Below are 22,033 nucleotides of genomic sequence, written 5' to 3' on the forward strand. Positions count from 1 at the left end.
ATTGCGAAGCTTTTAGCTGCAGCTGCTTCTCTCTTATCGCTGCTTAGCTATCCCTCCGAAGAAAAGACAGCCAATAAGCAATTGCACATATTACCCCCCAAACAAAAAGCGTAAAGAAAGCAATCCACGGTGACAGTTCGGTCACTTCATAAGCAGGCGTTCCGAGTAAGCTCATGCTCGCTTGATCCGGCAGGAATCGCAGTCCTTCTGGCCATTGTAAAATACCAGTCGCAATAAATATAGGAATCATAATCAAAATGGAAAGTGGTACGATGGCGCTGCGCGTTAATCCCGCAATGCTAAAAGCAATGATAGACATTAGCAAGTAGACCGCTGTCCAGCGTGTGAGATCAATCAAAATGCAGCTCATATCTACATCCGAAAAGATATGAATAATTAATCGTGACGGGATGATAGTAACCAATATTCCGCATAACACCGCCAGTCCCACCGCAACTATTTTTCCTTTCATTAATAGCTGACGATTAGGAACAGTAATTAACGTCATACGATTCTGCCCCTCTTGATATTCACTGCTTGCTGCATAAACAGGCAGAATAAGAAACGCGTAAATAGGAGCAAACATAACAAGACCAAAATCTGCCACTGTAGACGGAGGCATATCATTTCCAGGATAAAAAACAAGACCACTTGTGTCCAATATAGCAAGCCCAAGATTCATAATCGTGGTGATAATGATAAATAGTACGATTGTTGGATGTGAGATAATCTTAGTGAATTCAGATCGAACTACATCCGAGAAAGAAATGACAGTTTGCTCAGAAGCAGCTACCTTCATCGGGCGTCCCTCCGCTTCATTAGAATGAGTGAAACAATTAATACGCCAATAAGCCAGAGGGCTAACACCATCCCTCCCATTAGATTACTCGAACTGAATGGCGGTCCTATCACAGGCATAGCTGGTTCTTGTAATAAAAAATTACGAGCTGCGCTAATTGGTGTCCATGCGTCCACGGCTGGCGCAAATGAAGCAATCGCTTGAGACATGGTCACCCCAATAAATCCACCCATGATTAAAATACCCAAAAGGGTTCGCCGGGTAATAAGCGTGATGCCTAAAGATATCAAGGTAATCGCGACAAGGAAAAAGATACCCCCTGAAATCCGGATAAACACTTCAGGTGACGATAAGATATCTAGCTGCCAATCTTTGACCATAAAGTACGCTGTAACCAGCGATATGATGGCATAAACAATTCCAATGCCAAGTGTATAAAGGATTGTCGCAATAACCTTACTGATAATCATTTGCTTTCGGGAAGGCACTGCAAGCAAACTAATTCCTAATTGGCCAGCCTGAAATTCAGCACCCGCAATGACTGCACCAAGTAATGGGAACAGGATTCCAGGATTAAATATTGCTGAACCGATGGTGCTGAAAAAATCTAGTTCTGCTTTGATGGGTCTTCTATACTCCCAGTGCATGCCATTCCCATCTAACGTTTTTAGGTTTCCCAAGAAGCCAGTTCCACTAAAATAATGAAATAAGAGACCGGCACCCAATAAGATAAAGGTGATAATCCAAACGCTTCGCAATGTAATTATTTTTGTGAATTCAGATCGTATTGCTGCTATCATGCTCATCACCAGCTTTCTTCGCTCTTGATACCAGTTAAGGCAAAAAAAGCTTCCTCAAGAGAATCATGATCTGCAACAACCTCTTCCAGCGATCCTGAATCAATAATCTTTCCATTATTGATAATCACAATATCATCCACTATTTTCGACGTTTCGTCCATTAAGTGACTGGAGAGTAACACCGTATTCCCATTTCGTGCATAGTCTTGCAGAAGTCGCCGCACACTCCGGATACCTTCAGGATCTAACCCATTTACAGGCTCATCGAGTATAAGAATTCGGGGCTCTCCAAGTAATGCAGCAGCCAGACCAAGACGCTGTTTCATCCCTAAAGAATACTTTTTCACTCTTGCTTTTGCCGCATTAGAAAGACCCACCATTTCCAGTACTTCAACGATTCTTTCTTTTGGAATACGATTCGATTCAGCTATCCACTTTAGGTGATCAATACCCCGGCGCTCCAGAACAGCCGCAGCACCATCTAGCATCGCACCAACTGTTCGCAATGGCTGACGATGATTAACAAATGGTTTACCTTCAATAAGCGCTGTGCCGCTGGTAGGAAAATCCAAACCGAGTAAAATGCGCAGTGTACTCGATTTCCCTGCTCCGTTAGGCCCTAAAAATCCAGTCACCCGGCCTGGTTGTGCTGTGAACGATACATTTTCAATGGCTGTTTTTTTGCCGTATCGTTTTGTTACATTATTAACTGCAATCGCTTCTGTTCCTGTCCTGCTATTTTTCGCATGCAAATACATCGCTCCCTTTCTTCCAATCGTTTTTTTCATGTACTTCTTTAGTATAGTAGCGAAAAATAAACTGCTGCATTTGACTTCATATACGTCTATTAACAGAAAGATTACAATTCAATAAACAAGGACCAGGTATACAAATACTACTGATTTCAAAAAGTCATTTTTTCACCTTCAAAAAACAGCTGGAAAATATGTTTTTTCCAGCCGCTGATTAATAAAAGTATATTAAACTTTAACGGTACTTTCTTTTACGCCCCCCTCATTCATGCTGCGTTTTTACCAATAATCACGCAGCTGACGGTTACAACAGCAATAATTACGGTATACAAATTAAATACTTCATTCAGAAATAAAAAAGAGAATGTAATCATTAAAAAAGGTTGTAAATATTGCAGTTGACTTACTTTGGAAATTCCGCCGACAGACAATCCTTTATACCAAAATACATACGCCAAAAATTGACTGATTACTGCTAAATAAATAAAGCTCACCCAGCCCGTTATAGGCACAGCTAAGATTTCTTCTGCATGAATAGAACGAATAACAGGTATTAAAAATAAGGGAGCTCCAATAATGACGGACCAAGCTATGGTTTGCCAGCTGCCTATTTCTTTAGCTAATTTAGCCCCCATCGCATAACTCAATCCCAATATAATGACAGATATAATCAACGCCATATCCGCCAAATGGATAGTTCCTAATCCTAAAGTAAATGCATATATAATCACAGATAAAGAAGCGATCGAACTAGCTACCCAAAATTTAAAAGCAGGCCTTTCATTCGCTATAACCATCGCAAAAAATGCTGTGGCCAACGGAAGCAATGCTAGTTCAACTGCCCCGTGAGATACTGGTAAATCTGCCATTGCATAGGTTGTTAACAGCGGGAAAATTAAAACTGCCCCAAACGCAATAATAAAAAGATCTCTGAATTGTTTTTTGGTCGGTACAGGTTGTTTATTGATTATCAAAAATAAGACAGCCAATAGCGAGGCTGGTATTGTTCTGCCAAGTCCAACAAATGTAGAATTAAAATATTGAACCGCTACATTCGTTGCTGGTAATGTGAGGCTGAAACATAGCACTCCAAGCATCCCCCAAACAAAACCCGATAAATGATTACGCTCTTCCATAAATACTGCTCCTTTTCATTGAATTATTGTACCGGTACATATAACATACTAATATAATAATTTTCATCATAAAAGAAGAGTTATCACGATGTGTACCGGTACAAACCTGAGCAGGGAGGTATTTTAATGAATAAATTTGAAAAAGTGGTTCGTTATATTATAAGTTTGATTAAAGAGGAGAAATTAAAACCAAGTGATAAATTGCCCTCGATCAGAGCAATGGCAGAAGAATTTTCCTGCAATAAAAGCACCATTATTAGGGCTTATAAAGAATTGGAGGGTAAACATTATATATACTCCGTCAGCAAAAGCGGATATTATGTAATTGAAAGCATGGAACGTGAAGAAGATAACCTTGAAGTTTTTGATTTTTTATCGGCAAGTCCTGATTTGAATGTCATGCCGTATAAAGATTTTCAACATTGTATTAATCAGGCAATAGATATATATAAAAATGAAATATTCTCCTATTCCCCTTTTGAAGGTATTTATAGTTTAAGGTGCGAAATACAAAAATACCTGCAGGATTTTCAAGTTTTCGCAGATGTGAATAATCTATTTATAACCACCGGAGCGCAACAAGCTATTAATTTAGCTGTAAATATGCCCTTGCCTAATAAAAGAACGAATATTCTCGTGGAACAGCCTACATATTATGGCGCCTTGGAGTCTATCAAAAATACCGATTGCAATATCTATGGGCTGGATGTTTCGAAAAATGGTATTGACTTAGAAAGTCTGGAGCATATCTTAAAAAATCATGATATCAAATTATTTTATGTCATAACCAGATTTCAGAATCCCTCCGGCTTCAGTTATTCGAATGAAGATAAAAAAAGAATCCTCGCTTTAATTCAAAAATACGATGTTTACTTAGTTGAAGATGATTATTTAAGCGAATTAGATTTAGATACGAAAGCCGACCCTTTTTATAGCTTCGATGACACAAATAGGGTTATCTATATCAAAAGCTTTTCAAAAGTTTTTCTGCCAGGGATGAGGATTGCTTCAATTATCGTACCTGACAGGATGAAAAATGAGTTTATTAAGTATAAATTTACATCTGATTTTAATAGTCCGGCCATCTCACAGGGAGCTTTTGAAATATACCTTAAAAGCGGTATGTTTCATACTCACATTGAAAAAATAAAAAAGGTATACAAAAACAAGTTAGATATTCTGCTTGAAGCGTGCAAAACATATTTTGATGATTCTATTAAATACAGCAAACCCAATAATGGATTTTTTATTTGTATTTACTTACCTGACAATATCAAGGCGGCATATATAACCAATATACTGAAAGAACAAAGCGTGTACGTTAAAGATTGCTCAGATATGTACCTAGATGATTTTAATAAGGAAAACGCGATAAGAATATGCATTTCAAAAATCGAAGAGAATAAAATAGACAAAGGAATCGAAATTATCTCGAAAGTAATAAAACAGAACCGGAAAAGATTGAACTATATTGCGGATAATATAATGATTCCTTAATCGTTATTTTATTTTTGTCAAGAATTGAAAACCCAGCTAAAAAAACAGCTGGGTTTTCAAAGTGCCTGAATGATGTTCAAATATTTATTATAATCATCACCTTTCCGCGCATGGCAATACAGTTCACGTATATATATCCATCTAAAACGAAACTGGAATTGTAAAATAAAAGGATGTGCCCTTACCCCATTCACTCTCTGCCCAAATCTCACCGCCATGTTTATCAATTATTTTCTTACAGATAGCTAGCCCGAGTCCCGCCCCGCCAAAATGCCTTGATCGGGATTTTTCTGTACGATAAAACTGTTCAAATACAAACGGCAGATCTTTTTGTGTGATACCTGCTCCATTGTCTGTTACAGATACTTTTAGTTTTTGTTTATCCACATTCACTCTAATCGCAATAACCCCTTCTTCACCAACATATCTTTTCGCATTGCTTACTAAATTATCGAAAACCTGGGCGAGCTCGTTTGCATTAACAAGCAGATTCACCTCCGGAAAAGGCTTTATCACTTCTAATTGCATCGGCGCATCCATAAACTCCAGCTTTATTGGATGGATGATTGTTTCCAGCAGTTCTTGGGTATTCCAAACAGAAAAGCTTTCTTCTGCTGCCTTTATATCTAATTGCGAATATTGAAAAAGTGTTTCAATTAAGTGATCCAGATTTTCCGTTTTATTTTTAATTACCGAAATATAGCGTTGAAATCGGTCCTTGTCATGGATAACTCCATCCTGCAAACCTTCTACATAGCCTTTAATCGATGACATCGGCGTGCGTAAATCATGTGAAATACTGGCAATCAAGTCTTTTCGCGCTGTTTCGTGAGCAGCCTCTTTTTCCCGTAATTCTTTTAACTGGTCTTTCATTTCATCAAAAGCACGAGATAAATCACCTATCTCATCATTTTCCCGATAGGAAACAGCAAAATCAAGATTTCCTTCCCTGATATTTCTTGTTGCCTTTCCTAATTCTCCTAGGGGCTTTAAAACATTCCGGGAAATGACCCAGCCAGTAATCAGGGCCCCGATAATAAATGGGATAAGCAGAGCCAGCAAAACCGGAAGAAGCGTGCTAAAGGAAATACGATTGCTTGAGTTGACTCCAGAAAGCAGCGCAACCACTATCGGCAGCACCAGCATCGATGAAAAGGACAAAATCAGCTTCCCTCTTACACCCAGCCTCATTCTTTATCTCCCACAAATTTATAGCCTACGCCCCAGACAGTCTGGATCCATTTAGGGGTGGCAGTATCCTCTTCTATCTTTTGACGGATTTTTTTAATATGGATGGTTACGGTGTTTAAATCGCCATACTCATTGATTCCCCACACGTGGTCATAAATTTGCTGGCGGGTCAAAACGTGGTTAGCGCTCTTAGCTAAAAAACGCAGCACCTCAAACTCCTTAGTTGTCAGCTCTATTTGTTTTGCATTTATTTTGACTGTATAAGCATTTATATTAATCTCTATATTATCAAAGGTTAAGACTTCTGTTTTATATTCTGTTGATGCGCTTCCCTCTTTTTCTACCGTTGAAAGCTGATCATATCTTCTTAACTGCGCCTTTACACGAGCAACTACTTCTCTTGGGCTGAACGGTTTCACCACATAATCATCCGCCCCTAACCCCAAACCTAAAACTTTATCTATCTCTGATTTTTTTGCACTCAGCATAATGATAGGGACAGCTGATTCCGCCCTTATCGTCCGGCATACTTCCATTCCGTCTAATCCAGGAAGCATAATATCCAGCACAATCAAATGTGGCCGGTATTCCCGAAAGACCGCAAGGCACTCCTCCCCGTCCGTACTAATCTCAACATCATATTGTTCCTCTTCCAAATAATCTTTGATTAATTCCGCAATCTCCAGCTCATCATCAACGACCAGAACCTTTTTATCCCGCATGACGCAGCCCCTCCTAATCCCGTCTTAAATATTAATAATTATAACAATACATCCTTCTTTTTGATAAAAATAAGACTGCCTATGTAAAAAATGACGATATAAACAAAGATGACTCCTGTATCAAAAAGGATTTCCCGGGATGCTTCCTGGTTGATAAATAAAGCAGGAAATGCGTTCATGATATGGACAATGGAATAAGCGGTAATCTCTCCATTTAATAAAGGGGCAAATATAAATAAAGCCAATGCTGTACCGATGGTTATTCCAACATTCAGTGATAATAACGCAATAAACATGAGCAGCATAGCAAAACCAAATACAGGCAGAATATAAGCAAACGCAGCTGTGTAGGTAAGCACGATCCCCTCTCCACCATAGATAGACCCCCCCTTTGAAAAAAGCGGTTCTCCTTGAACCACCAGCTGCTCGCCCCAGCCTAAGAAAAAGAAGCCTGTACCGTAAGCAGTGAGGGTGGTAAAAACAACCATAAAACAGATACAGACCAATACGCCGGCTGACTTTGCTATTAAAAATTGGATACGAGTAACAGGGCGTAATAATACCAGTTTAAAGGTGCCACGCTTATATTCTTCCGCTATCGATTCCGCAATAAAAATAGCCTGGAACATGATGATAAAAAGGGAGGATTCGGCTAGCGCCTCCAGCGGATACGACTGTCCGTTCAATAGATAAGCAGCTTGCTCTCCCCTGTCCGCCTGATACTGTAATATATTTACCAGCTGAACGGTAATCATAACCCCCATAAACAAATAGAGTTTTTTTTGTTTAAAGAATTTGTAGATTTCATTCTTGATTAAACCTGTCATTTAATTCCCTCCACGCTTCCCATTAAATCAATTAATATAAGATTTCTTTCTTTTTAAATAACCAGAAGGATAATCCTGCAAATAAAACTCCGTATATGAGGACAACTCCAATATTTTGCAGTATTCCAGACCAACCCTGTATCTGCATCAACTCTTCAGGAAAATACATTAAATGATGCGCTAAGGAATACGGAGCAATAGCTGAGACACCATTTAAATTTAATCCAACCGTAATCAGGACCAGCGATATAATAATCGCCGTACTCATATTTTTAACTAAAACGGCAATAAAGCCCGCAAATATTCCGTACGCCATCGTCGGCAGCATAAATAAAGCATATACCCCTACGGTTACACCAATTCCTTTCATTGGCGGATAACTGACTCCCAAGTACTCTGTCACCTCTCCCCAGCCGATAAAATAAACCCCTAATGTATAGGATAAAATCAAAAAGAGAACCGTTGAAACAATAATAAATGCAAACAAAGCCATTAGCTTTGCCGATAACAGCTGCCATCGCGCAATCGGGCGCTGCAGGGATAATTTTAATGTTCCATTTCGGTAATCATTACTGATACAATCCGCTATCACGATTGGAATAAAAATAATCATAAATTGAGAGAAAATCTGGATCATCGATAGCGGAACAGATTGACCATAATAAAAATCCCAAACCGTCATTTCCGAACCGCCTGGTTGATAATCATATAAATTCAAAAAGGTGATTCCCAGCATAACTGCTGCAAACACATAGATTTTTTTCATTTTAAAAAGTTTATATAACTCATTTTTTAATAAGCCCATTAATGTTGACCCCCGCTGGTTATGTTAAAGAAGGCTTCTTCCAAGGAATGAGTTTCGCTATCATTAATCAGCTCACTGACATCGCCTTCTGCAAGAAGTTTTCCGTCATTAAGAATCCCAACACGGTTACAAATTTGGCTAACTTCGTGCAGTAAATGGCTCGAAATAAAGAAAGTAATCTCTTTTTTCGAAGAAAGCTGCAGAATCATTTCTTTGATTTCTATCATCCCTTGTGGGTCCAGTCCATTTGTCGGTTCATCGAGAATAATTAATTGCGGATCATTTAAAAGCGCATTGGCAATCCCCAAACGCTGCTTCATCCCTAGTGAATAAGCAGCAACTTTATCCTTTGCTCTCCGTGTCAGCCCGACGAGTTCTAACACTTCATTTATTTTCTCTTTACCAATACCAGGGATTAAATTGACCATCAGTGACAGGTTCTCATACCCGGAAAGATAATCATAAAAGACAGGATTCTCTACAATCGCTCCGATTTGTGAAATTGCCTGTTTAAAATCTCCCCTTAGATTCAAGCCATTAATGACAACCTCTCCCGAATCAGGAAAAATCAAGCCGGTCAACATTCGGATCGTTGTTGTTTTGCCTTGTCCATTTCTGCCCAGAAATCCATATACATCCCCTTTTTTTATATTAAGATTTAAGTTATCAATGATTGTTTTCCCTTGAAATGATTTCGTCAGTTTATGTGTTTCTAATAATGTTTCAGCAGCCATTTTATTATTTCCTTTCTGTTGTTTTATCGTTATATTATCAAGTATAGATGCCAAAAATAAACTGCCGCATTTGAATTAATAAACAAGAGATAACAAATAGATTACATTGTTAAAACTCCAGCAAAAGAAACCTAACTCAGAATGAATACATCTCCTAGGCAGGGAGTGAAATAGAAAATAATAAACCTTTAATTATTTTTTTGCTATCAAGGAGGGTTGCCCAGAAAACAATAACTCAAAAGACTTTCCCCCAAAAACTACACTGCTATCAGGGTTCATTATCCAATCTAAATATTTGACAAAAAATTTTATTTATGCTATAATTTACTTTTATTATCTTTAATTATATAATAGGGTTCCCTTGGCCAGGGGACCCTTTTTTGCGTTCTAAATATCCTTACAGGAAAGGTGATACGTTATGGATTTATCCGATATGTTGAATTCCATCCAATTATCGCAGAATTCTAATGCAGTGATGGAACTTGTTCGTTTAAATGAGAAAACGAAAGAATGGGGCCTGATTCTGACGCCAGACGATGCAAAAACGCTGGTAGTGTCCAGAAATAAAGTGTTGCGGGATCATGCGAGAGTTGAGCTGAGCATCGGCGTGTTAAAAGAGCTAATTGAGGTATTTTCTACTTCTCCTTATATGGATCAAGAACATTATGTTGATACGCTGAACGAACTTCAAGAGATCTTTTATTATCTTAGGAATGAAACCGAAGATAAGTTTAGCGATGCAAAGCTTATTCAACTGATGAATGAGTTTTATAACGGGTCTTGTGCAGGGTCTATCGAATTGTTAAGAAGTAAAATGGAGGAACTTGCAGAGAATTTCAGAAGAAATATAGCACTTCCCAATTCTTTATTCAAAGGGGATGATTAACGCATGGAATCAGATGACAAATCAGCTCGTTTCCGGCATATTTCTAATAGAATAATTGACCGATCGCGGTTAATACGAAATCAATACACCTTGACCCTGCTGCAAGAAGGTCAGCGGTCAGCTATCATCTCCAGTCAAAAAGCTTACCAGATACAAGCAGAGATGATGCAGGTTCTGCAGCAATTGATTCTGCAGCATACTCAAGGCGAAAGTACATCAGTGACAATGGAAACAGCAGAAGGAATCATGACCTCTCTGCTTTATGCTATCGATGCTTACGCCCTTCAATGTAAGCATCCTGAAGAAGCGCTTGCTCATTTAAATATGAAAAACATAAAAGATATACATTCTAAAGGAGTTGAATTACTACGTCACTATTTTGAAGAGACGAAAAAAATATATCAAGAAGTGAAAAAGATAAAATTAGATGTGCCCGTCGATGCTTACAATACGACTATCGATGAATCATTACCTCTATTTTTGCAGCACTATGATATTATTTTTGAAGCTCAAAATACCATGGCGAGCATTGATTATCCTTTAGCCATAGACGATATGCGGCTCCAAGGCGTTTTCTATATAAAACAATATGTAGAACGTTTACGAATGGAGACAGAATTCTGCCATTTTTTTAGTCATCAGGATGTCATGTATATCTTAATAAATTACGGGAAAATAAGCCGATTTCAATATCAAATTGAATTATTCAATATATTTGAGTTAATGATAAACAATGCTGTTTTTTCACTGCTATCTGGGGGAAAAGCGAACCATGCTCGAATTTCGGAAAATCAATTTGAACAAGTAAACCGGATACTAACTACTTCCCCTCCTGAACAAAGGACGCAGCTGATTCATGAAGCAGTGAATCAATTGCAAAAATCTCTGCAAACGGATCAAGCACTTACAGATTACATCAATTTGTACCGGGATGAATTGATGCAAAGGGTGAATCACGCTGCAAAAATCGGCAGCTTCGAAAAACTTATCATCAGAGAAATAAAAGAAACCGAAAAAACAATGGAATTCAAGTTAAATGAGAATGATCGGATGAGTGATATGGACTTACGCAGCCTGGTAGATCGTGTCTTGGAAATTGACAATATTGAAGAAAAAGTACAACTTATCCGGAATAATTTTGTTTCACTGCATGATTATCTGGATCTTCTCCATGCTGAATGTCTGTTTAATGGTGATTATGAAGCGCTTTTTAAAACTTTTGGAGATATCGAGCTAGCTATTTTAGCCAAAATTGTTTTTTATGAGGAGTTTCGGGAAGGTACTCATGAATTCTCCAATATGGTTGCTGACGGCGTTGAAACAGAGAATGAATGGGAAATGTACTATATTGCGTTCTTGCAGCAATTGGATGAAACGCGAATTAGAGTTATTGGAAACCTTATTTATAAAATCGATTATGAGGATATATCATTTGATTAGACAGGAATCATGGAAATGAGCTAGCCTCAGTAATTCACAGGGGCGGCGTCCGTAAATCTCCCTACTATATAAATTTAATTTTAAAACAGAAGATTTACGGACGCTCCTCCTTGAAAAATCATACTTTTGAAAATAGCCATGAAGATTATTTATGTTTTGATAGTCCGTTCTTGTTTCTAACGAGAAACTGGTTTCCTTAATAACAGCGAATACGCCGCCCAATTCCCATTAAAACCCGCTTCATAAAATCCTGCTTTATCGGCAAGCTTTAAAACCTCTTCTCTCCTCTGAAAATGTGGATCAAATATGGTCTCCGCTACCGTCAGGATACCACCTGGCTTTAAAATATTAAAAATTTCTTCCAAAGCTGCTTGCCGATCTGGTATTTCCCCTAAGACATTGACAAGCAAGACATGATCACAAGGTGATTGCCGCAGTTGACCCAAACCAATTTTTCCCTGCACCAATTCAATATTCTTTAAATTTCTTCTTTGCACTTTTTTTTCTACCCTTTGTAACATTTCATCCTGAATATCTAACGCAGCTATTTTTCCGTTGGAGCCAACACGTTCTGCTGCTGGAATCGTCACCCTCCCGGGTCCGCACCCTAAATCAATCACATGCATTCCCGGCTGTATGCCAGATTGCTCAATAATTTTATTCGCTTTATTCGGTTTGGTAAAGGGATTATCCAGTTCCACCAGCCAACGCAGCCAGAATGGACAAGGAATTTCACGTTTTCGCGAAGCAAACCTCCAGGCATAGAAGATGCTAATGCTCATAGGAACCATTGCGAAAATAATCATTTTAAGAAGCATTTTTGTCCAAAGCCCTCCTCTTGATGTAGGCTACATTTCTATCCGTAACATCTTCCTTGTTACTTTTTCTATCCGGCTATCCATCCCCTGTTGATGCGCTAGTTTCCCTAATCGCAATTCATCAACGATTTGCCCATCTTTCATAAATAAGACCCGTTCACTTTTAGCAGCTACCTTCGCATCATGTGTCACCAGCATAATCGTTGTTCCTTCTTGATTAACCTGAAGGAAGTAGTCCATCATTCCCTCCGCAGTCTTTGAGTTTAAAGCCCCTGTTGGTTCATCTCCAAAAATGATTTTCGGTTCATTGATCAAAGCCCGGCAAATTCCTGCCCTTTGCAGCTGCCCTCCAGAAACCTGGTTCGTCATGCGATATGCCAAATCGCCAATCCCGGTATTTTCTAAAAGCTGCTGTGCTTTCTTCGCCAATTCTTTTGTTTTTCTCTTGCTATCTCGCATAGCTGGAAGTACGATATTATCAATAATTGTTAAATTTTTTAAAAATGTCGGCTGTTGGAAGACAAACCCCATTTGCTGGCGGCGGATATCAGCAAGCTCTAATTCTCCACATGCTGGCAGACGTTGATTATTGAATATTATTTCGCCGCTATCAACAGTGTCCATCCCGCTTAAAGCATAGAGAAGCGTTGATTTTCCCGATCCCGACGGTCCCATAATAGAGATGAATTCGCTTTCGTAAATGGTAATGGATACTCCCTGTAAAACGTTGATTTTTTCTTTCTCTATATCAAAAGATTTATGAATTTGTTGCCCATCCAGTATTTTTCTCATCATTTACTCCTTTATATTTTCTGCAATTGGTATTTTACCAGCTTGATTGGTTCCCAATTTTGTTGCCAATAAAGTAACAATAAGCATAAGGGATGAAAACCCCAAATAGATAAACGGATGACTGATAAAGGCAATCGAATCTACACCAAAGGAAGAAATAGCCATCCCTGCGATTGCTTCCCCAAAGGTATTCGCTAAGATACTGCCTCCTGCTACGCCAATTATCAAAATGAAAATTCCGCGAGCTGCATATTGTTTGGTCAAATCCTGATTCGTAAAACCAATTGCTTTTAACGTGGCAATTGCCGAGCGATCCTTAGTAACCACTAATTTCATAAATAACAAGCTTACTAGACCTGTTATGAACAAAGCCACGATTAAGGCAACATTCGCTGCTGTTTTCATCGAATCCATCGTAGAACCAAATACTTGCTGCTTATGGTGATGCGCATCTGTTACGCTGGCAAATGGCAAAAACTGTGACATTTTTTTAGCAGTAACAGCAGCCTGGTTAGCATGATTAAGCTGGATATAATAGTTTAACCACATCGCTGGAGCGGTTTCATCTGAAAAAGCAGCTTTTGCCGTTTTACCTCCATTTAAAATATTGGAGTATATCCCAGAGACGACAAAGCTTTCCAGACCTTCACCGGTAATGATTTCAATCGTATCACCAGCTTGTTTTCCAAACTCCTCTGCATTCAAAGAGGATAATGCAATTTCATTCGGTGCTTCTGGTGCTTTTCCTGCATTGTATTCGATTGGAAACGCAGCATGATCGCCAAGTTCAACGATTATTTTTTCTTCTGTACCATCCTCTTTTACAGCTCGAAAGGATTTGGAGGTAATCTCAACATACTGGTGAATAGAAGCATCATCATTTAAATAATTTACAATCTGTTGTTTATTCTCCTCCATTTCCTCAGATGGATATATACTAACCATCAGGTCCATTTCTCCAAAGCCAAGATATTTTGTGAAAGATGGTGAAGATACGGTATGGTATGTGTTCCAGGGAACAATTATGATAAAACAAGAAAGCAGTAGAACAATCAGCATTGTTGCATAAAGCTTCTTACGGGATAGTACATCCTTTATCCCTAGAAAAACATTGGTAGACATTAGCTTATTTTGACTGAGTAAGAAGTAATTTTTACGGGCAGTGTTTTCCTCCGGACTGCCCGTACGGATTGCTGATGCAGCAGAGATTTTTCTAAAACGTCTCAACAAGAAATAAATGTAACCAATCACCAGCAGGAAAACAAATATACTTCCAAGTATGGCAAGAAAAATACTCCAGCTATCATATTGGCTTTCCCCCATATACAGCCGGATATTCTCTAATAAAGGGTTACTGAAAATAAAAGATACTAACAGCCCAAGCAAGCTCCCTGCCAAAGCAAGAAATGCATATTTAGCAAGATAGATTTTTTTAATATCAGCCAGCCTCAGACCGATTGCTTTCATCGTACCAATCTCCCGATAATCCTCTTCTATCTGGATTAATAGCGTGAAACGAATACACATAAATGCAATGAGTACGATTAGAAAACTAACCAGCAGGATGATTGCAATCATGATTCCATCAGATAAACCGTTAATTACTTTAAACAAAGTACTTGTCAGTGCCGGGCCATTGGCTTCTAATCCTGCATCGGCATATGCTGTTTCAAATTCATTGGTTTTAGATGTATCATGCAGCTGGAATTCAATTAAATATTCCAGCGTTCCTTTTGATACCAGATCTTGATAATCATTTTCGTGCACTAAAAAACGCTTGGAGGAAGCTAAAGGCGAATTCATTTGCGCATCTCTGAGGAATCCGGCAACTTTAAATGCTTTTCCGGCAATCATTGCTTCATCCCCGATTTGAGCTGTTCCATCTGTCATATAGCCGATGGGAACGTATAGCTCTCCCTCTGCCGGATGGATTGGCCTTCCCTCCAAATCAAGCAGAAAATCAAAGGAAGAACTTTGGGTAGTAAAACCATTGTCCTGAACATTATCAATCAGGTTATTTCCACCTACTTGAATACTAGAATTAGTAATATTTAAAAAATCCAACACCTGATATTTTTTTACATTTTCTTGTTCTTCTGCAAAGTTATTTAAACGCTCCTTATCGATATTCCCATTATGCATTTGCAGGAAGTTTGGCACTTGCGCCTGTTTCGTGAGTGTCTCAATCGAGCCGATAAGGTTCAGGCTTAAAATAGCTGCTAAGCAGACAAGTGCTGTTGCCGCAGAGATAAATAACATCATCGTGATACTAATCAGCTTGTTTCTAAAAAGATCATTGCGTATAACTCGAAAATACATACCCTCTCCTCTATTCTTTTGCCAAGATTTTCAGCAGCTTCTCACTGATTGCTCCTTGTTTTGTTCCGAGCAGTCTTTCTGCGTTAAAAGCAAAAGCTGTCATTTTTAGCAATTGTGCTTCTTTCGATAATTCAATGGTTCCATCATCAAAAACAGTAGAAGCATAGACAAGCAGCATCTCCACACTTTCATAAGGGTAGTTTGTATGAAACAGATTTTCTTCTAATCCATCTTGAATAATACTTGTAAAAATCGGTGTGACTTCTGTAATCAACACCTTCTGGATTTTCTGATGCATCAGGGCGTTTTGCGGTTTATGAATCTGTGTCATCAATTCTTCAGAGACTGTGCTGCTTACGTTTAAAGAAGTAATCGCCATAAGTAACCGTTCAATAACCGGCACTTCTTTTCTCCCGGCAATGGATTGAGCCGTTTCAATCACTTTTTTGTTATAACGGTCAATTATTCCATCCATAATCGCTTCTTTGCTTTCAAAATGATGATACAGCGTTCCTCTGGCAATCCCGATGCTCTTCAAAATGTCCTTCGTGCTTGTTCTGTCATAGCCCTGCTCATTAAACAAAGCTTCAGCCACATCCAAAATTTCATTTTTTCTTTCTTCTGCGTTTTTGGCTCTTTTCATTAATCTCCCTCCTTTCATTTTTAGACCGGCAGTCTGTCGGTAATGTGGTGTAATTAAATTATAAGAAATATACCTCAAATACGCTATTGGTCTCTGGTCTGATTTTTGTATATAGAACGAAATTTATTCAGTAGGAATTTTGTTTCCACTGAATGAACCTAAGAAATTCAGGGAGTTGGCTTACCTGATCTTCCGCTTACATAACCTGCTTTATCTAACACTCTATTTGTTGTTACTCTTCCTTCTGACTCGCTCCACTTTTTTTGGATTCGTATCATCAGCTATTTTCTCACTTACGATATCCTCATAATGTTTTACTTTATTTTCAAGAAAGTTTACTCTATCTTTTGCTTCTTCCAGTTGAGAATACGCTATTTCTTTTAAGTTCAAAAATATTGATAACGCTCCTCTATAGTCGAATCTCCTTGAAGACTCAGTGATACATAGCACTTTATTTCTTTAATGGTCATGCCGCATTCCTTTAAGATTTTTATGCCTTTAAGGCAATTCATTGATTCTTGATTAAACAATCTCTGTTTATTTTTATCTCGAGTTAATGATGGAATTAAACCACAATCCGTGTAATAACGAATGGTATGCTCGCTCATTTCCAGAGTCCTGGCAGCTTCTTTTACAGTGTACATTACCATTTCTCCTTTACAAATAAGCATTGACTTCGTGTTACTCTAACCTGATATAGTAATTATACTTTAAATAATAGAGGGAGGAAATATCGATATGAAGACAAGAAAAATTGGAAATCTAGAGGTATCTCCTATTGGTATGGGATGCATGGGTTTTTCCCATGGGTATGGCAGTGTTCCGGATGAGAGCTATGCCATTGAAGCCATTCGGAAAGCTTATGGCTTAGGCTGTACGTTTTTCGACACAGCAGAAGTCTATGGAAAAGAAATGTTTTACCCAGGGCATAATGAACAATTGTTGGGCAAAGCTGTCGAACCTTTTAGAGACAAGGTTATTCTAGCAACAAAATTTCACTTGGGTGCAGAAGAAGCTGAAGGAGCAGCGGATTTGTATAATCCAATTCGCCGTCACCTGGACGCTTCATAAATACCCGAACGTAGTGCCGATTCCAGGATCCAAAAATCAAGATAGAATAATGGAAAACCTTGGAGCGTGGAATGTGCGTTTAACAGAAGAAGAATTTGAATCCATTGAAAATGCTCTTGAAGCGGTTACTATCTATGGACACAGAGGACATGTAGAATCAGAGCAGGCATCTTTCGGAAATAATTGGAAAGATAAAGAATAATATATATACTGTTATGAGGTGATAAACGAACTTCATTCAATAGGAAAAAAGCAAAAATTCCCGTTGAATGAAGTTTCGTTTTTATCAAGTCTTCTAATTTTTTAATGAGAACTTTCTTTAACTTCTCTATTATTTCCTTTTTAACTGTGTCATTATTGCAAAAAACAGCATATACACCAACACCATAACAGCGATTGCAAAATAGCTTAATTGCAATCCGAAAATATCGGAGGCTGCACCACTGCTTATCGGGCCTAGCATCATTCCTACAGAGTAAGCCGTATTGTAAATAGCAAAGGTAACCCCATATGCTTGAGTTTGGCTTTGCTCAGCAATATCAGCAAGTTCAGGAAGCGTCGGCGCAAGAACTGTTCCCATACTGATGCCAATCAACCCTAATGCCGCAACCTGCAGCCACATCGTTGTCGGCATAACAACAAGCGTCAGTGATACTGCAGTAATTGCTAATCCAATCGTAATTGTTTTAGGATGGCCAATCTTTGTTGAAACACTTCCGACAATTGGTGCTGCAAACGCATAAGCGAGGGAGGGAACCCCAAATAATAAACCGATGATTCCTGGAGATGCATCAAAAACATTTTGCAGATGCATTGGAAATGTCGACTCCAGCACGCTTGGAATGGCAGCTCCGATAACAACTGCTCCAACAACCAAAAGCAAGGTTCGGTTTTTCAATAACTGCCATGCTCCTGATGCGTCTTCTTCCTTTCGATGAGGTTCTTCCTTCAATAGAAATATACGCAGCAAACCATCAATAAGGGCAATCCCCGCAGCTGCAAAGAACGGAAGCATATATCCGCCCAGCTGATAGAGCCAGCCTCCGAATGTCGGACCTAGAAGGGTCCCCATTGCTTGACCCGACAGCGCGATTCCCATGACTTTCCCCCGTTCTTTAGATGGGTAGAAATCGGCTAGAAGCGCAAGCCCTGCTGTCCAGGTGGCTGCTGCTGCAATTCCTTGTAAAATGCGGCAAATAAGCAAGAGCCAAAACGTATTTGCAAATGCAAATAACAGGGTTGCAAGCGTAAGCCCTAAAATTCCCCAAAGCATCGGACCACGTCGTCCAACTTTATCGGAGATTACTCCAAAAACGGGAGTAGCGATTAATAGAGCTGCTGCATAACTGCCGAATAAAATACCGATCGCAGTTTGCGATATGCTTAAAGAATCAGCATAATCTGGCAGTATAGGAACAATCATTCCATACAGCAGCATATCGGTGAATATGGCCAGCGTGACGACAAATAAGGCGCTCTTTTGAGCTTTTTTTAAATTTCGTTTTTGATTCATTTTCTTTCCTACTTTCTGTAGATAGCTTTGTTGTTTTCATCAACTGCATATTCCCTTTTGCAATAGATAAATTTCCTCCCGTCTGCGTTTCATCCTCAAGAGGAAAAAGAAGAATCCGTTTTTACCGCCTCATTAACACTCCGCCTCCACCGATAACTGCAGTAAGACATTGCTGTTGTTATGTTACTGCCGCTACCCATTCTTAAATAATGAATATCGTCTCAATCAACTTTGTATAGTCAACGTTGACTATACAGGTATTTTTTTCTCTCTCCTGTAACAGAGAGAGAATTAGTTATTGCTTTGTTCTAAATAAGCCAATGCTTTCCGTACAAAATCCTGTTGCTGGCTGATAATAGCAAACATATTATCAAAAACCATCTGCACCATGGGAGGAATATTACCGTCCAATGCTGCCTCTTTTTCCTTCCAGCCATCCTGCACACTTTGATATTCTTCCTCCAAAAGAACTTGCTGCTCTTTCAAAGCTTGACGTGCTTCCTCTGCAGGCAGCTTATCAAAAAAAGAAATACCTGCATATAAAGAAGAAGGATATTGAACGGATGAGCTGGTTAACGCCTCACGAATCAAATCTTTAAGGTGTTCTTTTCCTTCTACGGTGATTCGATAGGTAAATTTTTGACGGTGACCAGTTTGTTCCACCTTATCAATCGCAATATACCCATCCTTTTCCAATTTTTTAAGCGCATGATAAATCGAGCCAATTAATACACCGCCCCATCTTTCTGCATCTGTCATCCGCAGTGCCTGTTGAATATCATAGCCGGCCATCGGTTTTGCGTCTAACATGCAGAGCACAAGCAATCTTGTCATTAATGTCACACCCTTTACTTAACGTTGAGTATTATATGATGAATATATTAGAATGTCAAATGCTTACGATACAAATGGATAAAATCGAATCTTTCTCTAGCATGTAAGATTACTCTCTTTTCTGCTTTCTATCCGCCTATTTTAAAGCTGAAAATATCCATCAACACCATTTATACTTAAATGCAACGTCTTCATCAGCTATTTTCACAAAATGAAAAGAACCTATACCTGCTAATGTGAACTAATTAACAGATACAGATTCTTTTTCACATTTGTTTTTATTCATTTTCAAGCGATTCCTGAAGCTTCCTTACTTCTTTAAGTTCCAAACCAGTTAATTCAGATATTTCTTTCTCTGAATAATTCCTATCTAGAAGTTTTTTAACAAACTTTCTTTCCGTATCTTCAATGCCTTTTTCGATGCCTTGTTCAATTCCCTGTTCTATGCCCTGTTCAATTCCTTGCTCTATACCCTGTTCTATACCCTGTTCTATACCTTGTTCTATACCTTGTTCTATACCTCGTTCCAACCCTTTTCTGGTTGCTTTTTCCTCGATTTCTCTGTACAGTCTTCCAAATGTCGGCGTGTCTCTTAACTTTTCCAAACCCATGATTTTTTTCTCCTCCTTTTCATTTTGTGCAATGGGCAACGTTTCATACAGTTGTTCCTGCAGTTCCGATGGAATCAGCATCATATAATCAATGAAATACAATAATGCGACGAGGTAATTTGTGTGGTGCGAATATTTTTCAAATGCCAGGCTGATAAGCTGTTGCTTGTAGCAAAACCTTTTTTCATGATCTTCAGCTTCTCTTCCTTTGTTATTGCTGATATATATTCCTGCAAGCACGGCTAAAGCAAATGGATTATCCGATTTTTTCAGTTCTTCCGTATCTTTCCCGTGAAATCGGTAGGTGTTATAGGCATAGGTTAATTCGGTACCATAAAAAGAGTAATAGAATGTATCTTGATGATCTTTCTGACTGGCATCCGTCAATAGAGCGATGGAATAAATCTGGTGAATTGTTTTCGTTTTGTCGTAAATCCGGTAAAAATATTTAAACATGCGTTCTGCAAATTTTTTTTTCCCGACCGCCTGCACTTCGATATGAATGAAGATATATTTTTCCTCTCCATTTTTCAACTGCACTTTAACAATTTTATCTGAATACTTGGTCCCTTTTTTGGATTTCATCACAAGCTGAAAAAGCTCCAGGTTTTTGAAGTCCACTCCCTGCTCAAAATCAATTTCCGGATACAAATCCGGTGCAAAAAAGGCCATAAATTCTTGAAAAAGTTCTTCAATCAAATTCTTCCAAAGCCCATCATAATCGGGATGATTTACGCGATAACTGTTTGTATTTTCTTTGACTGTGTTTAGCATTATTTTATCACATCTCCAAGTAATAATAAATTTGTTTTCATCATAGCGGTTTTGTATGTGGAAGGCAAAACGGTAAAATAGAATTTCTCCTGCAAAAACTGCCTGCGAAATGGGGATTTGTATGCAATGTTTTTCGTTTTTCAATCATCAAATGACATTCATTTTGGATTTTTAATGTTTTTTTGGACAACTGAAAATGGGGGCTGTCTTTTAGATCAAACGTGCTACGATGGAATAAGCAATGATATATTTTAATAAAGAGAAGGTTGTGCTTACCCCCTTTTCTATTGTAGGCAGCTCAACAGCATCAAATATTAGTATACATTTTTAAACCAGTGATGTTCTTGTGATGATATTGCTTATTGAAAAGACTGGAGGGAAAGAAAATGGAAGAAAATAAGTCCATTGCCAATCGAATCATGGTCATTGGCTGTCCTGGCGCAGGTAAATCGACATTATCCGCTCAAATTGCTCAAATAAGAAATATCCCCTTGGTACATTTAGACAGCATTCAATGGATCGACGATAATACCACCGCCCCTCAAGCAACTTTTGATGCTAAACTAAAAGAAGAAATTCAAAAAAAGGAATGGATTATGGACGGGAATTATGCCAGAACGTTAGCCTTGCGAATGGAATGTGCAGATATGGTTATTTGGTTAGATTTCCCCCGCAGCATCTGTTGCTATCGTATACTCAAGCGCTATGTAAAAAACAAAAGAAAGAAAAATCCGCATGGGAATCCAGATAGGCTGGATTTTTCTTTCCTGCGTTTTGTTTGGAATTATAAGAAAGAAAATGATTCTCAGATAAAGTCATTAAAGATTAAATACCAGGAGCAGCTTCATTTCATTCATATTCATTCTGGGCAAGAGCTCAAAGAATTCATGAAAAAAATTAAAAACCTTCCTTAGCAGGAATATACGTATCGATATGAATATTTTTGAAACGAATCTTCATTCGGGGGCGGGGATTTTTATACAGTAATAAAGAGTGGCTCACTAAGACGTTAGCGAACGCCACTCTTTTAATTAAAGGGGATTGGTCTCAATCCCTATAGATGTAAACA

At 38.5% G+C, this 22,033-nt stretch carries 24 protein-coding genes and 1 pseudogene; 7 read left to right on the forward strand and 18 right to left on the reverse strand.

Going from position 1 to position 22,033, the window contains the following annotated elements:
* Positions 1–43 precede the first annotated feature (43 nt).
* The 4 genes from ACZSMY_RS05300 to ACZSMY_RS05315 all read right to left on the reverse strand — a co-directional run bounded on the left by ACZSMY_RS05300 (position 44) and on the right by ACZSMY_RS05315 (position 3,487).
* The gene (locus ACZSMY_RS05300; protein WP_193062097.1) at positions 44–799 is read right to left on the reverse strand and encodes an ABC transporter permease family protein; all 756 of its coding nucleotides are present in this window, start codon (positions 797–799) and stop codon (positions 44–46) included.
* Positions 796–1,599 carry a hypothetical protein gene (locus ACZSMY_RS05305; RefSeq protein WP_289585264.1) on the reverse strand — a complete coding sequence of 268 codons (804 nt, stop codon included), beginning with the start codon at positions 1,597–1,599 and terminating at the stop codon, positions 796–798. Before ACZSMY_RS05305 ends, ACZSMY_RS05300 begins: the two co-directional genes overlap by 4 nt.
* Positions 1,600–1,604: 5 nt before the next feature.
* Entirely contained in the window at positions 1,605–2,387 is a 783-nt protein-coding gene (locus ACZSMY_RS05310) for an ABC transporter ATP-binding protein (RefSeq protein WP_256706239.1), read from the reverse strand.
* A 230-nt stretch (positions 2,388–2,617) separates the two neighbouring features.
* Positions 2,618–3,487, reverse strand: a complete 870-nt coding sequence (locus ACZSMY_RS05315) for a DMT family transporter (protein ID WP_465147527.1) — start codon at positions 3,485–3,487, stop codon at positions 2,618–2,620.
* A 126-nt stretch (positions 3,488–3,613) separates the two neighbouring features.
* On the opposite strand from ACZSMY_RS05315, the gene ACZSMY_RS05320 reads away from it, so the two are divergent.
* Positions 3,614–4,984, forward strand: coding sequence for an aminotransferase-like domain-containing protein (locus ACZSMY_RS05320; RefSeq protein WP_465147528.1), 1,371 nt, complete (start codon positions 3,614–3,616; stop codon positions 4,982–4,984).
* A gap of 141 nt (positions 4,985–5,125) precedes the next feature.
* Here ACZSMY_RS05320 and ACZSMY_RS05325 read toward each other — a convergent pair whose 3' ends face one another.
* The 5 genes from ACZSMY_RS05325 to ACZSMY_RS05345 are packed head-to-tail and all read right to left on the reverse strand — an operon-like array spanning position 5,126 to position 9,263.
* On the reverse strand, positions 5,126–6,175 hold the full coding sequence (locus ACZSMY_RS05325) for a sensor histidine kinase (protein WP_465147529.1): 1,050 nt from the start codon (positions 6,173–6,175) through the stop codon (positions 5,126–5,128).
* Positions 6,172–6,897, reverse strand: coding sequence for a response regulator transcription factor (locus tag ACZSMY_RS05330; protein ID WP_042533906.1), 726 nt, complete (start codon positions 6,895–6,897; stop codon positions 6,172–6,174). The genes ACZSMY_RS05325 and ACZSMY_RS05330 overlap by 4 nt, the downstream gene beginning before the upstream one ends.
* Before the next feature lie 38 nt (positions 6,898–6,935).
* On the reverse strand, positions 6,936–7,724 hold the full coding sequence (locus tag ACZSMY_RS05335) for an ABC transporter permease (RefSeq protein WP_256706238.1): 789 nt from the start codon (positions 7,722–7,724) through the stop codon (positions 6,936–6,938).
* A 31-nt stretch (positions 7,725–7,755) separates the two neighbouring features.
* Positions 7,756–8,529, reverse strand: a complete 774-nt coding sequence (locus ACZSMY_RS05340) for an ABC transporter permease (protein WP_042533902.1) — start codon at positions 8,527–8,529, stop codon at positions 7,756–7,758.
* Complete coding sequence (locus ACZSMY_RS05345) at positions 8,529–9,263, reverse strand: ABC transporter ATP-binding protein (protein ID WP_042533900.1); 735 nt, start codon at positions 9,261–9,263, stop codon at positions 8,529–8,531. The genes ACZSMY_RS05340 and ACZSMY_RS05345 overlap by 1 nt, the downstream gene beginning before the upstream one ends.
* Before the next feature lie 418 nt (positions 9,264–9,681).
* On the opposite strand from ACZSMY_RS05345, the gene ACZSMY_RS05350 reads away from it, so the two are divergent.
* Positions 9,682–10,149 (forward strand): DUF6323 family protein, encoded by a 468-nt coding sequence (locus ACZSMY_RS05350; protein ID WP_042533897.1) that lies wholly within the window; start codon positions 9,682–9,684, stop codon positions 10,147–10,149.
* A 3-nt stretch (positions 10,150–10,152) separates the two neighbouring features.
* Positions 10,153–11,589, forward strand: a complete 1,437-nt coding sequence (locus ACZSMY_RS05355; RefSeq protein ID WP_465147530.1) for a DUF6179 domain-containing protein — start codon at positions 10,153–10,155, stop codon at positions 11,587–11,589.
* 176 nt (positions 11,590–11,765) lie between these two features.
* Here ACZSMY_RS05355 and ACZSMY_RS05360 read toward each other — a convergent pair whose 3' ends face one another.
* The 6 genes from ACZSMY_RS05360 to ACZSMY_RS05385 all read right to left on the reverse strand — a co-directional run bounded on the left by ACZSMY_RS05360 (position 11,766) and on the right by ACZSMY_RS05385 (position 16,805).
* A complete protein-coding gene (locus ACZSMY_RS05360) occupies positions 11,766–12,407 on the reverse strand; it encodes a class I SAM-dependent methyltransferase (RefSeq protein WP_256706234.1) in 642 nt (213 codons plus the stop codon).
* A 30-nt stretch (positions 12,408–12,437) separates the two neighbouring features.
* Complete coding sequence (locus ACZSMY_RS05365; RefSeq protein ID WP_256706312.1) at positions 12,438–13,199, reverse strand: ABC transporter ATP-binding protein; 762 nt, start codon at positions 13,197–13,199, stop codon at positions 12,438–12,440.
* A 3-nt stretch (positions 13,200–13,202) separates the two neighbouring features.
* On the reverse strand, positions 13,203–15,518 hold the full coding sequence (locus ACZSMY_RS05370; protein WP_465147531.1) for an ABC transporter permease: 2,316 nt from the start codon (positions 15,516–15,518) through the stop codon (positions 13,203–13,205).
* A 10-nt stretch (positions 15,519–15,528) separates the two neighbouring features.
* A complete protein-coding gene (locus ACZSMY_RS05375) occupies positions 15,529–16,161 on the reverse strand; it encodes a TetR/AcrR family transcriptional regulator (RefSeq protein ID WP_042533890.1) in 633 nt (210 codons plus the stop codon).
* Positions 16,162–16,383: 222 nt separating this feature from the next.
* Entirely contained in the window at positions 16,384–16,551 is a 168-nt protein-coding gene (locus ACZSMY_RS05380) for a hypothetical protein (RefSeq protein WP_465147532.1), read from the reverse strand.
* Positions 16,548–16,805 carry a MerR family transcriptional regulator gene (locus ACZSMY_RS05385; protein WP_226894673.1) on the reverse strand — a complete coding sequence of 86 codons (258 nt, stop codon included), beginning with the start codon at positions 16,803–16,805 and terminating at the stop codon, positions 16,548–16,550. Before ACZSMY_RS05385 ends, ACZSMY_RS05380 begins: the two co-directional genes overlap by 4 nt.
* A gap of 94 nt (positions 16,806–16,899) precedes the next feature.
* On the opposite strand from ACZSMY_RS05385, the gene ACZSMY_RS05390 reads away from it, so the two are divergent.
* The 3 genes and pseudogenes from ACZSMY_RS05390 (at position 16,900) to ACZSMY_RS05400 (ending at position 17,434) form a co-directional block, all read left to right on the forward strand.
* Positions 16,900–17,232 (forward strand): aldo/keto reductase, encoded by a 333-nt coding sequence (locus tag ACZSMY_RS05390; RefSeq protein ID WP_226894672.1) that lies wholly within the window; start codon positions 16,900–16,902, stop codon positions 17,230–17,232.
* Positions 17,201–17,290 (forward strand): annotated as a pseudogene (locus ACZSMY_RS05395) (hypothetical protein); the annotation flags it as partial. The gene ACZSMY_RS05390 and the pseudogene ACZSMY_RS05395, both read left to right, overlap by 32 nt.
* A gap of 15 nt (positions 17,291–17,305) precedes the next feature.
* Positions 17,306–17,434, forward strand: coding sequence for a hypothetical protein (locus ACZSMY_RS05400; protein WP_264299281.1), 129 nt, complete (start codon positions 17,306–17,308; stop codon positions 17,432–17,434).
* Between the two features lie 129 nt (positions 17,435–17,563).
* On the opposite strand, the gene ACZSMY_RS05405 is transcribed toward ACZSMY_RS05400, so the two are convergent.
* From ACZSMY_RS05405 to ACZSMY_RS05415, 3 genes are all read right to left on the reverse strand, one after another.
* Entirely contained in the window at positions 17,564–18,745 is a 1,182-nt protein-coding gene (locus ACZSMY_RS05405) for an MFS transporter (RefSeq protein ID WP_193062086.1), read from the reverse strand.
* Between the two features lie 291 nt (positions 18,746–19,036).
* Positions 19,037–19,579: a PadR family transcriptional regulator gene (locus tag ACZSMY_RS05410; protein ID WP_042533884.1), complete on the reverse strand. Its 543-nt coding sequence runs from the start codon at positions 19,577–19,579 to the stop codon at positions 19,037–19,039.
* Positions 19,580–19,857: 278 nt separating this feature from the next.
* Positions 19,858–20,964, reverse strand: a complete 1,107-nt coding sequence (locus ACZSMY_RS05415) for an Rpn family recombination-promoting nuclease/putative transposase (protein ID WP_465147533.1) — start codon at positions 20,962–20,964, stop codon at positions 19,858–19,860.
* 386 nt (positions 20,965–21,350) lie between these two features.
* Between ACZSMY_RS05415 and ACZSMY_RS05420 the strand changes: the two genes are divergently transcribed.
* Positions 21,351–21,878, forward strand: a complete 528-nt coding sequence (locus ACZSMY_RS05420) for a P-loop NTPase family protein (RefSeq protein ID WP_465147534.1) — start codon at positions 21,351–21,353, stop codon at positions 21,876–21,878.
* Positions 21,879–22,033 lie beyond the last annotated feature (155 nt).

It is taken from the genome of Oceanobacillus sp. B139/18 (assembly GCF_055524595.1).